The organism is Streptomyces hygroscopicus subsp. hygroscopicus (assembly GCF_030269125.1).
GTDB classification, from domain to species: Bacteria; Actinomycetota; Actinomycetes; order Streptomycetales; family Streptomycetaceae; genus Streptomyces; species Streptomyces hygroscopicus_C.
The window spans coordinates 423,476-437,473 of the sequence record NZ_BSSM01000002.1 but is presented as its reverse complement, the minus strand read 5'-3'; the positions used below and the strand labels follow the sequence as shown (position 1 = coordinate 437,473).

The 13,998-nt window shown below is 71.6% G+C and carries 16 protein-coding genes; 5 read left to right on the top strand and 11 right to left on the bottom strand.

Annotated elements, in window-relative coordinates; translation table 11 throughout:
* Positions 1 to 310 precede the first annotated feature (310 nt).
* Complete coding sequence (glnII, locus tag QSK45_RS06440) at positions 311 to 1,342, bottom strand: glutamine synthetase (protein ID WP_285554120.1); 1,032 nt, start codon at positions 1,340 to 1,342, stop codon at positions 311 to 313.
* A 224-nt stretch (positions 1,343 to 1,566) separates the two neighbouring features.
* Here glnII and QSK45_RS06435 point away from each other — a divergent pair, with 224 nt between their 5' ends.
* Positions 1,567 to 2,424, top strand: coding sequence for an alpha/beta fold hydrolase (locus QSK45_RS06435; RefSeq protein ID WP_285554118.1), 858 nt, complete (start codon positions 1,567 to 1,569; stop codon positions 2,422 to 2,424).
* 238 nt (positions 2,425 to 2,662) lie between these two features.
* Here the strand turns inward: QSK45_RS06435 and QSK45_RS06430 are convergent, their stop codons facing one another.
* Positions 2,663 to 3,031: an arsenate reductase family protein gene (locus QSK45_RS06430; protein WP_285554117.1), complete on the bottom strand. Its 369-nt coding sequence runs from the start codon at positions 3,029 to 3,031 to the stop codon at positions 2,663 to 2,665.
* 164 nt (positions 3,032 to 3,195) lie between these two features.
* Between QSK45_RS06430 and QSK45_RS06425 the strand changes: the two genes are divergently transcribed.
* The gene (locus tag QSK45_RS06425; RefSeq protein WP_285554116.1) at positions 3,196 to 3,510 is read left to right on the top strand and encodes a hypothetical protein; all 315 of its coding nucleotides are present in this window, start codon (positions 3,196 to 3,198) and stop codon (positions 3,508 to 3,510) included.
* Here the strand turns inward: QSK45_RS06425 and QSK45_RS06420 are convergent.
* From QSK45_RS06420 to QSK45_RS06405, 4 genes are all read right to left on the bottom strand, one after another.
* A complete protein-coding gene (locus tag QSK45_RS06420; protein ID WP_285554114.1) occupies positions 3,498 to 4,259 on the bottom strand; it encodes an alpha/beta hydrolase in 762 nt (253 codons plus the stop codon). The two genes, QSK45_RS06425 and QSK45_RS06420, sit on opposite strands and share 13 nt — an antisense overlap.
* A 40-nt stretch (positions 4,260 to 4,299) precedes the next feature.
* Positions 4,300 to 4,884 (bottom strand): PspA-associated protein PspAB, encoded by a 585-nt coding sequence (pspAB, locus tag QSK45_RS06415; protein WP_285554112.1) that lies wholly within the window; start codon positions 4,882 to 4,884, stop codon positions 4,300 to 4,302.
* Between the two features lie 44 nt (positions 4,885 to 4,928).
* Positions 4,929 to 5,855: a zinc metalloprotease HtpX gene (gene htpX / locus QSK45_RS06410; RefSeq protein ID WP_285554110.1), complete on the bottom strand. Its 927-nt coding sequence runs from the start codon at positions 5,853 to 5,855 to the stop codon at positions 4,929 to 4,931.
* Between the two features lie 128 nt (positions 5,856 to 5,983).
* Complete coding sequence (locus QSK45_RS06405) at positions 5,984 to 6,241, bottom strand: SCO2583/SCO2584 N-terminal domain-containing protein (RefSeq protein WP_285554108.1); 258 nt, start codon at positions 6,239 to 6,241, stop codon at positions 5,984 to 5,986.
* Positions 6,242 to 6,590: 349 nt separating this feature from the next.
* Here QSK45_RS06405 and QSK45_RS06400 point away from each other — a divergent pair, with 349 nt between their 5' ends.
* Positions 6,591 to 6,839: a hypothetical protein gene (locus tag QSK45_RS06400; RefSeq protein ID WP_285554107.1), complete on the top strand. Its 249-nt coding sequence runs from the start codon at positions 6,591 to 6,593 to the stop codon at positions 6,837 to 6,839.
* Between the two features lie 96 nt (positions 6,840 to 6,935).
* Here the strand turns inward: QSK45_RS06400 and glnA are convergent, their stop codons facing one another.
* Positions 6,936 to 8,345, bottom strand: coding sequence for a type I glutamate--ammonia ligase (gene glnA / locus QSK45_RS06395; RefSeq protein ID WP_285554106.1), 1,410 nt, complete (start codon positions 8,343 to 8,345; stop codon positions 6,936 to 6,938).
* 210 nt (positions 8,346 to 8,555) lie between these two features.
* Between glnA and QSK45_RS06390 the strand changes: the two genes are divergently transcribed.
* The gene (locus QSK45_RS06390; protein ID WP_285554104.1) at positions 8,556 to 9,023 is read left to right on the top strand and encodes an RDD family protein; all 468 of its coding nucleotides are present in this window, start codon (positions 8,556 to 8,558) and stop codon (positions 9,021 to 9,023) included.
* Between the two features lie 78 nt (positions 9,024 to 9,101).
* Here the strand turns inward: QSK45_RS06390 and QSK45_RS06385 are convergent, their stop codons facing one another.
* The 4 genes from QSK45_RS06385 to lipB form a co-directional block, all read right to left on the bottom strand.
* Positions 9,102 to 9,800, bottom strand: coding sequence for a DUF4191 domain-containing protein (locus tag QSK45_RS06385; protein WP_285554102.1), 699 nt, complete (start codon positions 9,798 to 9,800; stop codon positions 9,102 to 9,104).
* 75 nt (positions 9,801 to 9,875) lie between these two features.
* Entirely contained in the window at positions 9,876 to 10,073 is a 198-nt protein-coding gene (locus QSK45_RS06380; protein ID WP_285554100.1) for an SCO2195 family GlnR-regulated protein, read from the bottom strand.
* Positions 10,074 to 10,315: 242 nt separating this feature from the next.
* The gene (lipA, locus tag QSK45_RS06375) at positions 10,316 to 11,281 is read right to left on the bottom strand and encodes a lipoyl synthase (protein ID WP_285554098.1); all 966 of its coding nucleotides are present in this window, start codon (positions 11,279 to 11,281) and stop codon (positions 10,316 to 10,318) included.
* A 117-nt stretch (positions 11,282 to 11,398) separates the two neighbouring features.
* Positions 11,399 to 12,196, bottom strand: a complete 798-nt coding sequence (gene lipB / locus QSK45_RS06370; protein ID WP_285554096.1) for a lipoyl(octanoyl) transferase LipB — start codon at positions 12,194 to 12,196, stop codon at positions 11,399 to 11,401.
* A gap of 232 nt (positions 12,197 to 12,428) precedes the next feature.
* Here lipB and QSK45_RS06365 point away from each other — a divergent pair, with 232 nt between their 5' ends.
* Positions 12,429 to 13,883 (top strand): NsdA family TPR-like regulatory protein, encoded by a 1,455-nt coding sequence (locus QSK45_RS06365; protein ID WP_285554095.1) that lies wholly within the window; start codon positions 12,429 to 12,431, stop codon positions 13,881 to 13,883.
* Positions 13,884 to 13,998: the final 115 nt, after the last annotated feature.

Below are 13,998 nucleotides of genomic sequence, written 5' to 3'. Positions count from 1 at the left end.
CGACGTCGGCTCCCCGAGACCACGACCGGGTCTCGGGGAGCCGACGTCGTCGTGTGGTGGGGGGTGCCGAGCCCCAGGCGGGGAGCGGGCCGGAGGGGCGGGCCGGCGATGGACGCCGCCCTACGAAGCCCGCCCTACGAAGCCCGCCCTATGAAGTCCTCCCTATGAAGCCCTCCTCGCCGGGACGCGCCGGGATCGCACCCGGACGGTTCCCGCACACGGCTTCGCCCCGCCGAGTCGGGACTCGGCGGGGCGAAGCGAGCGAGGGCGCCCGCGAATCGCGAGCGCCCTCGGCGGGGTTCCGGGTGGATCAGACCTGGCCGGCCTTCTCCAGCGCCGAGCAGCAGGTGTCCACCAGCAGGCGGGTCACCACGTACGGGTCGACGTTGGCGTTCGGGCGGCGGTCCTCGATGTAGCCCTTGCCGTCCACCTCGACCTGCCACGGGATGCGGACCGAGGCGCCGCGGTCGGAGACGCCGTAGGTGTACTGGTCCCACGGGGCGGTCTCGTGCAGACCGGTCAGGCGGTCGTCGATGCCGGCGCCGTAGTTCTTGACGTGGTCCAGCGGCTTGGAGCCCTCGCCCAGCGACTCGCAGGCGGTGATGATCGCGTCGTAGCCCTCGCGCATCGCCTTGGTGGAGAAGTTGGTGTGCGCGCCCGCGCCGTTCCAGTCGCCCTTGACCGGCTTGGGGTCGAGGGTCGCGGAGATGTCGAAGTCCTCGGCGGTGCGGTACAGCAGCCAGCGGGCCACCCACAGCTGGTCGGAGACCTCCAGCGGGGCGAGCGGGCCGACCTGGAACTCCCACTGGCCCGGCATGACCTCGGCGTTGATGCCGGAGATGCCGAGACCGGCCTTCAGGCAGTTCTCGAGGTGCGCCTCGACGACGTCACGGCCGAAGATCTCGTCGGCGCCGACACCGCAGTAGTAGCCGCCCTGCGGGGCAGGGAAGCCGCCCTCGGGGAAGCCCAGCGGACGGGCGCCGTCGAAGAAGGTGTACTCCTGCTCGATACCGAAGATCGGCTCCTGCGCGGCGAACCGCTCGGCGACCTCGGCCAGTTCGGCGCGGGTGTTGGAGGCGTGCGGCGTCATGTCCGTGTTCAGGACCTCGCACAGCACCAGCACGTCGTCGCCGCCGCGGATCGGGTCCGGGCAGGTGAAGACCGGCTTGAGCACGCGGTCCGAGGCGTGGCCCTTGGCCTGGTTGGTGGACGATCCGTCGAAGCCCCACAGCGGCAGCGCGTCGAGACCGGCCGGAGCACCCGTGATGATCTTCGTCTTGGAACGGAGCTTGGCCGTCGGCGTGGTGCCGTCGATCCAGATGTACTCAGCCTTGAAGGTCACGGGGCCACTTCCTTCGGTGGTTCGGGCGCACTTGCGGGTGCTGGGCGCGGCGCCGCGCGCCGCCTCGATCTGCCCGGAAGCCTGCCAACAGGCCGTTTCTCGACCATTGCTCTTGTGTGAACCCCGTGTTACCTGGGGGTTCTGTGCCCAGGATCACGCAGGGGTGGCCCGGCCGGTAGGGTGACCGGGCGACTACCGTCGACGAGACAGCAGGGGGCCGTCCGGTGACTGGTTACGACAGCGACGTCTTTCGCGGTGCGTACGACGCACTCCTCGCGAAATGGCCCGCCGAACGCGAGGCGCTGACCGTCCGCACACCCTACGGCGAGACCCGCGTCAACGCATGCGGCCCACGCGACGCGCCCCCGCTGCTCCTGCTGCCGAGCGGCGGGGCGTCCACCTCCGTCTCCTGGTACGCCCAGATCGCGGACCTCGCCCGCACCCACCGGGTCCACGCCGTCGACCTCATCGGCGCCCCCGGCCTGAGCACTCCGGCCCCCGGCCGCCGTCCCCGCACGCTCGCCGACCTGACCGGCTGGCTGGACGCGCTCCTGGACGGCCTCGGCGCCGACCGCGCCGACGTGGGCGGGCACTCGTACGGCGGCTGGATAGCGCTGTCGTACGCCCTGCGTGCCCCCGACCGGGTCCGCCGCCTGTTCCTGCTGGACCCGACCAAGTGCTTCGCCGGATACCGGACGGACTATCTGCTGCACGCCCTGCCGATGCTGCTGCGGCCCACACCGGGCCGGGTCCGCGCCTTCCTGGAGTGGGAGACCGGGGGAGCGGCGGCCCAGGACCCCGCATGGCTACGGCTTCAGGAGGCCGGCGCCGGGTTCCCGGCCACGAAACCGGTGACCGGTCCCCGCCCGGCCACGGCCGCCCTGCGCGCGCTCCGCACACCGGTGCTCCTCCTCGCGGCCGGGAACAGCAAGGCGCACGACCCGTCCCGGGTGGCGACCGGCGCCGCGGCGCTGCTGCCGTGTGTGACGACCGGGGTCCTGCCGGGGGTCTCCCACCACGCCCTTCCGCAAGGGGCGTCGGGGGAACTGGCCGAGCGGCTTGCGGGTTTCCTGTCGGACTGAGCCTGGTGGGGAGGGCTGCGCCGGGCGGGTCGGGGGCGGTCGGGTGGGTGGTCCCGGCGGGGTGGCCGACGGGGGGCGCGGCGTCGCTGCCGTGGGTGACGACCGGGATCCTGCCGGGGGTCTTCCACCGCGCCCTCCCGCCGGGGCGCCGGGGGAGCCGGCCGGTGGGGGACCGGGCGGCAGCCCCGTCCCCCTCACGCGGCCGGGCGCCGCCGTCGCGTGCGGCCGGGCGGTGCCGTCAGGAGGGGCTGTGGGCGATCGCCTCCCGCACCGCCTCCTCCGTGCGTGCCACCAGCGTCGTGCCGTCGTCCGCCGTGATGATGGGCCGCTGGATCAGCTTCGGGTGCTCGGCCAGCGCCGTGATCCACCGCTCCCTCGAACCCTCGTCCCGCGCCCAGTCCTTGAGCCCCAGCTCCCCGGCGACCGCCTCCGAGGTCCGCGTGATGTCCCACGGCTCCAGGCCGAGGCGCCCGAGCACCGCCCTGATCTCGTCCTCGCTCGGCACGTCCTCCAGATAGCGCCGCACGGTGTACCCGACCCCCTCGGCGTCGAGCAGGCTGATCGCGCTGCGGCACTTCGAACAGGCGGGATTGATCCAGATCTCCATGCGTCCACGGTACGCGAGAACCCGTTCACCACCCCTGTCCCGCGAGCCCCGAAAGCCCTTGTGGCCAGGGGTGTTTGTCAGTGGCCGGCCGTAGAATAGAAGCAGTGTTCGAGGGTGCCGCCGGGCTCGCCGGCCGGTGCCCTGATCGCGTCAGGAGGATGCCCGTGCCCGCTGCCGCTCTGAAGCCGAAGCCGTCGCCGACCCAGTCCACCGCCAAGCACCCCGTGCTCTTCGACTCGCCGTACGAGCCCACCACGAAGCGGCCCCTGCCGGCCGGCCGGCCCCGGGAGTGGTACGTCACGCACAACCGGCGCCTGAAGGCCATGCGCCTCGCCATCGCCCTGCTCGACTCCGGCGTCTACCTGCCGGACCAGGCGCGCGACGACACCATCCGGGGCACCGCCGAGAAGATCGGCATGCGCCCGCCGTCCGCCACCACCTGCCACATGGTGCGGGCGTTCATGCGCTACAACCGCTGACCCACCGCCGCGCCGGGCCCCTCGCGCACCGGGGTGCCCGGCGCCGCCAGCAGCGCGCTCACCAACCGCCGCACGTCCTCGGCGTGATCCCGGAACCACAACCCCAACATGTGGTCCGCGTCGGGGAGTTCGAGTCGAAGAAAGTCGGCGCGCGTGGACAGCGCGTCGTGCAGCGCCCGGGTCACGGCGGCCGGGATGACCGTGTCGGTGCCCGGCACGGTCAGCACCGCGCGGCCCTCGTACGAGCCGTATACCGCCAGCGCCGGGGAGTCCCGCCAGCTGTCCGGGGTGCGCAGGATCCCGGTGAACCGGCCCCGACCGTCGCCGAACGGCAGGTCCCAGGCGTCCGACGCGTACACGGCGGGCGCGCACAGCCCGAGCGCCGCCACCCGGCGGCCGTAGTGCCGCACCAGATCGGCGACCGTCTGCCCGCTCATGCTGAAGCCCACCAGGACCAGCGGATCGGCCACCGGCGCGTGCGCGTCGATCACCGCCACCGCCTGCTCGTACCTGCGCCGCAGGCTCGATTCGGCGAGCGCGCCGCTGCTCTCGCCGTGGCCCGAGAAGTCGAACGCCAGCGCGTGGCAGCCCGCGGCGGCGAACTCGGCCGCCAGCGGCAGGAGCCGCTCCTTGCTGCCGTTGCCCGCGCCGTGCAGCAGCACCGCCGTCGCCCGGCCGGCGGGGCCGCCGCGCACCCCGCTGAGCCGTTCGCCGTCGTGGTCCCCTGTGAAGCCCGTGAGTTCAGCCATGGGCGCCATTCACTCACGGCACGGGCCCCGCCCGACAGCCTCACAGGCCGGGGGCGCCCCACACCGGGAACCAGCGGGACAGGTCCTGCTCGATCCGCAGGTCACCGGCGAGTACCGACTTCACCTGGAGCTCCAGCGCGTTGTCCCGGCGCTCACCACCGCCCGGCAGCGGGGCGAAGGGGTAGAAGGTGCCCCGCTTGTAGAGGTAGACCAGGGCGAGCCGCCGCCCCGAGTCGCTGGTGAAGCCCGCCAGTGAACACAGCAGCTGGGGACCGAAGCCGTTGGTCTCCAGGGTGCTGTTCACCGCGTGCAGGTCGTTGACGAGCTGCGGCAGCTGGTCGGGGGAGCGGCGGGAGACCAGCCACGAGTAGCCGTAGTCGTCCCGGCGCAGCTCCACCGGCGGGCCGGAGCGCTCGGCGTCCGCGTCCAGCAGCTCCTGCACCTCCCGGTGGGCCTGCTCGAAGGCCGCGCCCTCCACGGTGGCGAAGCACACCGCGCCCTCCCCGGTCGGGGTGAAGCCCATCGCCACCTGGAGCGTGATGGCGGCCGAGGGCAGCGCGAAGAGCTGGTCGAGATCGGGGGCGACGGGCTTGGTGCGCCCCAAGAGGATGTCCAGCAGGCCCAACGCTCAGTCCGCCTTCCGTCGCGGTGTGGTGTTCTGCGGTCCGCTCACGCGCGGTCGGCCTCCCCCGGCACGGTCGTCTCGCCCAGCTCCGCCGAGATCCGGCCCAGCTGGTCCAGCCGCTGCTGGAGGGTCGGGTGGGTGGAGAAGAACCGCTCGATGCCGGGCTCCTTGCCGGTCGCCGGGGTGAAGTAGAAGGCGTTGAAGGCCTGGGCCGTGCGCAGGTCCTTGGTCGGGATGCGGGCGATGTCCCCGGTGACCTTGGTGAGCGCGGAGGCCAGCGCCGAGGGGCGGCCGGTCAGCTGCGCGGCGGCGCGGTCGGCCGCCAGCTCCCGGTACCGCGACAGCGCCCGGATCAGCAGGAAGCTGATCGCGTACACGGCCGCCGAGACGCCCATCACGCCGGCGAAGACCACGGCGGTGTTCTGGTCCCTGCGGCCCCCGCCGAAGATCTGCGAGTAGAAGGCGAAGCGCACGATCAGGCCCGCGATCACGCCGAGGAAGGAGGCGATGGTGATCACGGCGACGTCCTTGTGCGCCACGTGGGACAGCTCGTGCGCGAGCACCCCCTCCAGCTCGCCGGGCTCCAGGCGGCGCAGCAGCCCGGTGGTCACGCAGACCACGGCGTGATCGGCGTTGCGCCCCGTCGCGAAGGCGTTCGGCATGTCCATATCGGACACGGCGACCGTCGGCTTCGGCATGTCCGCGATCGCGCACAGCCGGTCCACCACCGCGTGCAGCTCCGGATACTCCTCCCGCTCCACGACCCGCCCGTGCATGGCGAACATCGCGATCCGGTCGGAGAACCAGAACTGGGCCACGAACATCGCGCCCATCAGGACCACGACCAGCAGCCAGGACTTCAGCAGCACCAGCAGCGCGGCGATGAAGGCCACGTACAGCAGTCCGAGCAGGAACATCGTGACCGTCATCCGCACGGTCAGTCGCCGGTCGCTCCTAAAGCGGCTCCGCATCTTGCATCACCCCGCAGTCGGGCACCCTCGTCCCGCTGTCCAGTGTGCACCTGCGGGACGGGGTGGCGAGGGGGCCGACAGTCCCGGCCGACGGTCCCCTCGCCAGCCCCATTACGCACAGTGATCGGTCAGTAACCGTTCCTTATTCGAGCGTACCCCAGGAGCACGATCACCGCGGCCACGCAGCCGAGGACCACCGCCGTCGACACCCAGGACGAGCGGCGCGGCCCCGCGGGCTCCGGGTCGGCGCGGAAGGGTGCCGGGTCCGGGGGGTTCTCCCTCCAGCGGGCGGCGAGCATCCGGGCGCGGGCGGACGGCTCCTTGTGCTGGGCGGAGTTCGCCCAGCCATGATCGAACTCCAGCTCCCAGTCGTCCTGTTCAGACATTCCCCGTTCAACCTCTCTCGTCCGGACGGATGCGGGGAGCATGATCCCGCGAGCTCCCGGGAAATAGGAAGCCCGAGCGGGGCGAAAGGTTGCACAGGGACGCTCTGACCAGGTCGTACGGGGCGGGTTCGCGTCCGGATGCCGGGTGGTGATCGGGCCGCTAGCATTTTCAGCAGAGCCGCGCCGCAGGGTGCGCCGGACGTGCGCCATCCCCGCCGACCAGGGGAACGTCAGCCCTGCTTCCTGAATCCAGGCGGCATCACCCACGACCGTGTCCCGCCGACCGCGCGGGCGCGGCCATCTTCTGGTGCCCCCGACGGCACCGGGGGAATGGAAGGAGGGCAGTTCGATGAATGCACAGCGTGCGAGGCGTCTCGCGGCGGTGTCCGCCGTCGGCGTTCTGCTGGCGGGCGGAGCCACCGTCGCCACCGCCGGCGCCGCTTCCGCGGCCACCCCGAGCCACGTCACCACCAACCGTGGCTGCTGGGGCCACAACTGCTTCGGCTTCAACGACTTCAACCGAGGCGGCTTCTTCTTCAACAACGGCTTCAACCGCTTCGGCTACAACACGCCCGTGGTGGTGATCGTGGTGCCCTGACGCACCCGGCTCAGCTGGTGGAACACGGCCGGGGCCGCCTCCCGAGAGGGAGGCGGCCCCGGTGCGCGTGGGGGTCACGCGGGTCCGACGGGTCTGTCACACGTCGAAGTACAGCTCGAACTCGTGCGGGTGCGGGCGCAGCTGGAGCGGGGCGATCTCCTGGGTGCGCTTGAGGTCGATCCAGGTCTCGATCAGGTCGGACGTGAAGACGTCGCCCTGGAGCAGGAACTCGTGGTCGGTCTCCAGGCGGTCGAGGACGGCGCCGAGGGAGGTCGGGACCTGGGCGACGTTCGCGTGCTCCTCGGGAGCCAGCTCGTACAGGTCCTTGTCGATCGGCTCGGCCGGCTCGATCTTGTTCTTGATGCCGTCCAGGCCCGCGAGCAGCAGCGCGGAGAAGGCCAGGTACGGGTTGCCGGAGGAGTCGGGCGCGCGGAACTCGACGCGCTTGGCCTTCGGGTTGGAGCCGGTGATCGGGATGCGCATCGCCGCGGAGCGGTTGCGCTGCGAGTACACCAGGTTGATCGGCGCCTCGAAGCCCGGCACCAGGCGGTGGTAGGAGTTCACCGTCGGGTTGGTGAAGGCCAGCAGCGACGGGGCGTGCTTGAGGATGCCGCCGATGTAGTAGCGGGCGGTGTCCGACAGCCCCGCGTACCCGGCCTCGTCGTAGAACAGCGGGTCGCCGTTGTTCCACAGCGACTGGTGGACGTGCATGCCCGAGCCGTTGTCGCCGAAGATCGGCTTCGGCATGAAGGTCGCGGTCTTGCCGTTGCGCCAGGCCACGTTCTTCACGATGTACTTGAAGAGCTGGAGGTCGTCGGCGGCGGCGAGCAGCGTGTTGAACTTGTAGTTGATCTCCGCCTGGCCGGCCGTGCCCACCTCGTGGTGCTGGCGCTCCACCTTCAGGCCGGACTTCTCCAGCTCCAGGGAGATCTCGGCGCGCAGGTCGGCGAAGTGGTCCACCGGCGCGACCGGGAAGTAGCCGCCCTTGTAGCGGACCTTGTAGCCGCGGTTGTTCTCCAGCGCGCCGGTGTTCCAGGCGCCCGCCTCGGAGTCGATGTGGTAGAAGGACTCGTTCGCGCTGGTCTGGAAGCGCACCGAGTCGAAGACGTAGAACTCCGCCTCGGGACCGAAGAACGCGGTGTCCGCGATGCCGGTCGAGGCGAGGTAGGCCTCCGCCTTGCGGGCCACGTTGCGCGGGTCACGGGAGTACTGCTCGCCCGTGATCGGGTCGTGGATGAAGAAGTTGATGTTGAGCGTCTTGTCCCGGCGGAACGGGTCGACACGGGCCGTGGACAGGTCGGCCCGCAGCGCCATGTCGGACTCGTGGATGGCCTGGAAACCGCGGATCGACGACCCGTCGAAGGCCAGCTCCTCGTCCGGGTCGAACGCCTCGGCGGGCACGGTGAAGTGCTGCATGATGCCCGGCAGGTCGCAGAACCGGACGTCGATGAACTTGACGTCCTCGTCCGCGATGAACTTCTTGGCCTCGTCGGCGTTCTGGAACATCCAGCTCCTCCTACTCCCGACCGTCCTCGCCGGGGCGGTAGATCGTTCGTGCGGCCAGTGCGGTGGCACACGCTCGTCCTGACCCTAGGGACGGGTGATTTCTCCGGCGTGACCCGATTGTTTCGCAGAAGTTAACCGGCCACTCCTCCACGGTAGCCCCGGGACACCCCGGCGTCCCCCGGTCATATGGGGACGCAGTACCGTGGTCGGGTGGACAACAGGCAGGCAATCGGATCGTGGCTCTCCGGCCCCCGCGCGGCCATGGAAGACGCCGGCGCGGACTTCGGTTACCGGGGGGAACAGCTGGGTCTTCCCGAGGAGGGCCCCAACTCCCTGGCCCGGCCGGGCAGGCGGCTCGGGGCCATCGCGGTCGACTGGGCGCTGTGCCTGCTGATCGCATACAGCTTGATCACGCATGGCTATGACCAGGGCACCGGCAACTGGGCGCTCGCCGTCTTCTTCGTCATGAGCGCCCTGACGGTCGGCACCATCGGCTTCACGCCGGGCAAGCGGCTGTTCCGCATCCGGGTCGTGGCCCTGGAGACCGGCACCGTCAACCCGCTGCGCGCGCTGCTGCGCACCTTCCTGCTGTGCCTCGCCATCCCCGCACTGGTCTGGGACCGCGACGGCCGCGGCCTGCACGACCGGCTGGCGAAGACCGTCGAGGTCCGCGTCTGACCTCTTCGGGCCACGCGATACGACGATGGGGGCGCCCGGCAGTACCGGGCGCCCCCATCGTCGTATCGCGCAGGCGGCCTAGCGGCCGCGCTGGCCCTTCGGCAGGCGCATCCCCTTGGGCATCGGGCCCTTCGGCACCGGCATGTTGCTCATCAGGTCGCCGAGCGCGCGCAGCCGGTCGTTGGTGGCGGTCACCTGGGGGCCGGTGAGCACGCGCGGGAACTTCAGCATCGTGGTGCGCAGCTTCTTCAGCTCGACCTGGCCCTCGCCGCCGCCCACGATGATGTCGTGCACCGGCACGTCGGCGACGATGCGGTTCATCTTCTTCTTCTCGGCGGCCAGCAGGCTCTTGACCCGGTTCGGGTTGCCCTCGGCGACCAGCACGATGCCGGCCTTGCCGACCGCGCGGTGCACCACGTCCTGGCTGCGGTTCATCGCCACCGCGGGGGTGGTGGTCCAGCCCCGGCCGACGTTGTCCAGCACCGCCGCCGCGGCGCCCGGCTGGCCCTCCATCTGGCCGAATGCGGCCCGCTCGGCCCGGCGGCCGAACACGACCGCCGTCGCCAGCAGGCCGACCAGCAGGCCGAAGATGCCCAGGTACACCGGGTGGCCCACCAAGAAGCCGATCACGAGGAACACCGCGAGCGTGCCGAGGCCGACGGCCGCAAGCACAAGGCCGATCTTGGTGTCGACCTTGCGGGTCATCCGGTACGTGAGGGCGATCTGCTTCAGTCGCCCGGCATTCGCGGCGTCCGCCGCGGTTTCCTTCCTCGCCATGCCACGAAGTCTACGTGGCCCCGGGAGCGCGGACGACGGCAGTGCCCGCGGGGCAGGGGTCGTACGGGACGGGCCTCACCGGCGGTCCGCGGACCGCTCCAGGAAGCGCTGCGCCTCGACCCGGTCCCTGGCCCGGCGGCGGTCCTCCAGGACGGAGGTCCAGGCGTTGCGGCGGGCGGTGCGCTGGCCGCCGCTCATCAGCAGCGACTCGACGGCGCGGAGGGCGTCGGTGAGGGAGGGGATCGCGGTGGCGCGTACCGTCGGGGCCTGCATGGTCGAGATACCCCCTGCGAGCGGGTGGTGTACGAGGCGTGATACCAGGGTCACTGATCGGTGTTACCAGGGCGTGTCCGACCGGTCAAACACCGATGAAGGCTTGATGCGGGGCCCGCGAACGCCGACGCGGCCCTGACGGTGGTCCTCATCAGGGAGGACGGTCAGGGCCGCGCCGAACCGGTCACTACTGGCCGGTAATTACTTGTGCGCGAATTCACACGGCCGGTACCGGCGCGTGCTCACACCGCCTGGCCGGCGACGTAGCCGCCGCGCTTCTCGACGGCCATCCCGTACAGGCGCCCGGCGCGGTACGAGGAGCGCACCAGGGGGCCGGACATCACACCGGAGAAGCCGATCTGCTCGGCCTCCTCCTTCAGCTCCACGAACTCCTGCGGCTTCACCCAGCGCTCGACGGGGTGGTGGCGGACCGAGGGGCGCAGGTACTGGGTGATGGTGACGAGTTCGCAGCCGGCGTCGTGCAGCTGCCTCAGCGCCTCGCCGACCTCCTCGCGGGTCTCGCCCATGCCGAGGATCAGGTTGGACTTGGTGACCAGACCGAAGTCGCGCGCCTCGGTGATGACCTTCAGGGAGCGCTCGTAGCGGAAGCCGGGGCGGATCCGCTTGAAGATGCGGGGCACGGTCTCGACGTTGTGCGCGAAGACCTCGGGGCGGGACTCGAAGACCTCGGCCAGCTGCTCGGGGACCGCGTTGAAGTCGGGGGCGAGCAGTTCGACCTTGGTGCGGCCGCCCGCGCGCTCCGCGGTCTGCTGGTGGATCTGGCGCACGGTCTCGGCGTACAGCCAGGCGCCGCCGTCCGCCAGGTCGTCGCGGGCCACGCCGGTGATGGTGGCGTAGTTGAGGTCCATCGTGACCACGGACTCGCCGACGCGGCGGGGTTCGTCGCGGTCCAGGGCCTCGGGCTTGCCCGTGTCGATCTGGCAGAAGTCGCAGCGGCGGGTGCACTGGTCGCCGCCGATGAGGAAGGTGGCCTCGCGGTCCTCCCAGCACTCGTAGATGTTCGGGCAGCCGGCTTCCTGGCAGACCGTGTGCAGGCCCTCGCCCTTCACGAGGTTCTGCATCTTGGTGTACTCGGGGCCCATTTTCGCCCGGGTCTTGATCCACTCGGGCTTGCGCTCGATGGGGGTCTGGCTGTTGCGGACCTCCAGGCGCAGCAATTTGCGTCCGTCGGGTGCGACTGCGGACACGACCGGCTCCCTAAGCTTTGATTCCTCGGCGTCCCCCAGGGTACGCCCGTGTTCTGCGCGCCCTGGCGACGAGACCGACCTCATGACCGCAGGGCGCGTTCCCTCCTCCGGGGACGGTCAGGCCGTCGCCTTCTCGATCGGCCTCGGGCGCAGGTCGGCGTTCTCCAGGACCTCGCGCAGGTGCTTCTCGGCGACCGGCAGGACCTCCTCCACGGTGACGTCCCGGCCCAGCTCGTTCGCCAGGGAGGCCACGCCCGCGTCGCGGATGCCGCAGGGGATGATGCGGTCGAACCACTTCATGTCGGGGCAGACGTTGAACGAGAAGCCGTGCATCGTGACGCCCTTGGCGACGCGGATGCCGATCTGGGCGATCTTGCGGTCCTCGCGGCGCTGGCCGGCGTTGGAGGGGGCGTACTCGGGGCCGTTGAGACGGGGGTCGAACTCCTCGTCGGTCAGCCGGGGGTCGAAGTCGAGGGAGAGGCCCCCGAGGGAGGGCCGCTGCTCGACGGGGTCGCCGAGCACCCAGACCCCGCTGCGCCCCTCGACCCGGGTGGTCTCCAGGCCGAACTCCGCGCACGTGCGGATCAGGGCCTCTTCGAGGCGTCGTACGTGCGCCACGACGTCCACCGGGCGCGGGAGCTTCTGGATCGGGTAGCCGACCAGCTGGCCCGGACCGTGCCAGGTGATCTTCCCGCCGCGGTCCACGTCGATCACCGGCGTGCCGTCCAGCGGCCGCTCGCTGTCCTCCGTGCGCCGGCCCGCGGTGAACACCGGGGGGTGCTCCAGGAGCAGCACGGTGTCCGGGATCTCGTCGGCGAACCGGGCGGCGTGCACCCGGCGCTGCTCGTCCCACGCCTCCTGGTAGTCGACGGCATCCGCGCCGAAACCCATACGGACGAACCGCAACTCACTCACGGCAAGCGCCTCCCTCGCGATGTCAGGCACGTAACGCGCCCACGCCACTGTACGTCCGTCCGCCGCACGTCAGCCCTGCGGGCAATCCTCACACGATCGGATGAATGAAAGCTGAAGTATCCGAGCGGGTGCTCACTCTCCGCTACATTCACGCCGTTCATGAGGCCAAAAGGGCTGCTCACAGGCAATTCCGGCACGTAACGAGGCCCGGAGGCAGGAGACCGCACCACAGATGACGGACCGACCCGCGCAGCGCACCCCCAACCGCCAGCTCGCCGCGCTCATCGCAGAGGCGGGGTTCTCCAACGCGGGTCTGGCCCGGCGCGTCGACCAGCTCGGCCTCGAACACGGGCTGGACCTCAGATACGACAAGACCTCCGTCACCCGCTGGCTGCGCGGTCAGCAGCCGAGGGGTACGACGCCCGCGCTGATCGCCGAGGTGTTCACCCGCCGGCTCGGGCGCCGGCTCTCGGCCCAGGATCTCGGCCTGGACGCGTGTGCGCCGGTGTACGCCGGGCTGGAGTTCGCGGCCACGCCGGAGGAGGCCGTGGACATCGTCAGCGGGCTGTGGCGCAAGGACTCCGGCAGCCATGCCGAGCTGCGCAAGATCGCGTTCACGCCGGCGGGGCTCGTCGTGCCCAGCCGGGACTGGCTGATCGGCAAGCCCGACGACCGGGTGGCGAGGGAACCGGCGCCCCGGGTGCCCGCGCAGGGCCGCCCCGGCGCGCTGCGGACGCCGGCCGGGCGGACACGGGTGCGCGGAGCGCTGGAGCGCGTCCCCGGGCACCGGGTCAGCGGGGGCGACATCGCCGCGCTGCGCTCGGTGGGCGAGCTGTTCCGCACCCTCGACGACCGGTTCGGCGGCGGGCACGCGCGGCAGGCGCTGGTGCGGTACCTGGAGCACGAGTGCGAGCCGATGCTGCGCGGGAGCTACGACGAGCAGACGGGGCGCCGGCTGTTCTCGGCCGCGGCGGATCTGACCCGGCTCGCGGGGTGGACGTCGTACGACATCGCCGCGCACGGGCTCGCCCAGCGGTACTTCGTGCAGGCGCTGCGGCTCGCGCAGGCGGCGGGGGACCGGCCGTACGGCTCCTTCGTGCTGATCACCATGAGCCGGCAGGCCGTGTATCTCGGGCACGGCAGGGAGGCGGTGCAACTCGCGCGGGTCGCCCAGCAGGGGATCGGCACCGGCGGGCCGCCGGCCGTGCAGTCGCTGCTGAACGCCGCGGAAGCGCGGGCGCACGCGGTGCTGGGGGAGGTGCGGGCGTGCACGGCGGCGCTGGTGCGGGCCGAGCGGGCGCTGGAGGCGGCCCGGCCGGGGGACGAGGTGCCGTACTGGGCCCGGTTCTTCGACGAGGCGCAGCTCGCGGACGAGCTGGGGCACTGCCACCGGGACCTCCAGCAGTTCCGGGCGGCCGCCCAGCACGCGGAACGTTCCCTCCAGTTGCGCGCCCCGGCGTACGCCCGGAGCCGACTGTTCTGCCGGGTCGTCCTCGCCACGGCCCGCCTCGGCCTCGGCGAACTCGACCAGGCCTGCGCGCTGGCCACCGAAGCCGCGATCCAGGCCGCGGACATGCGCAGCGCCCGAGCCGTCGAGTACATCCGCGACTTCGAACGCCGCCTGGAGCCCTACAAGGACGCCGCCCCGGCCAGGACGTACCACGAGAGGGCGGCGGCCCTGGGCTGACACCGGCCCGGCCGGGCCGGGGACGGCCGGGGACCGGGCCGGGCCGGCGGGGCTTCGAGGCGGCTCGCGGGGAGCGCCCCCGGCCCCGGGGCCGGCCGATCGCCGTCCGCCGCGG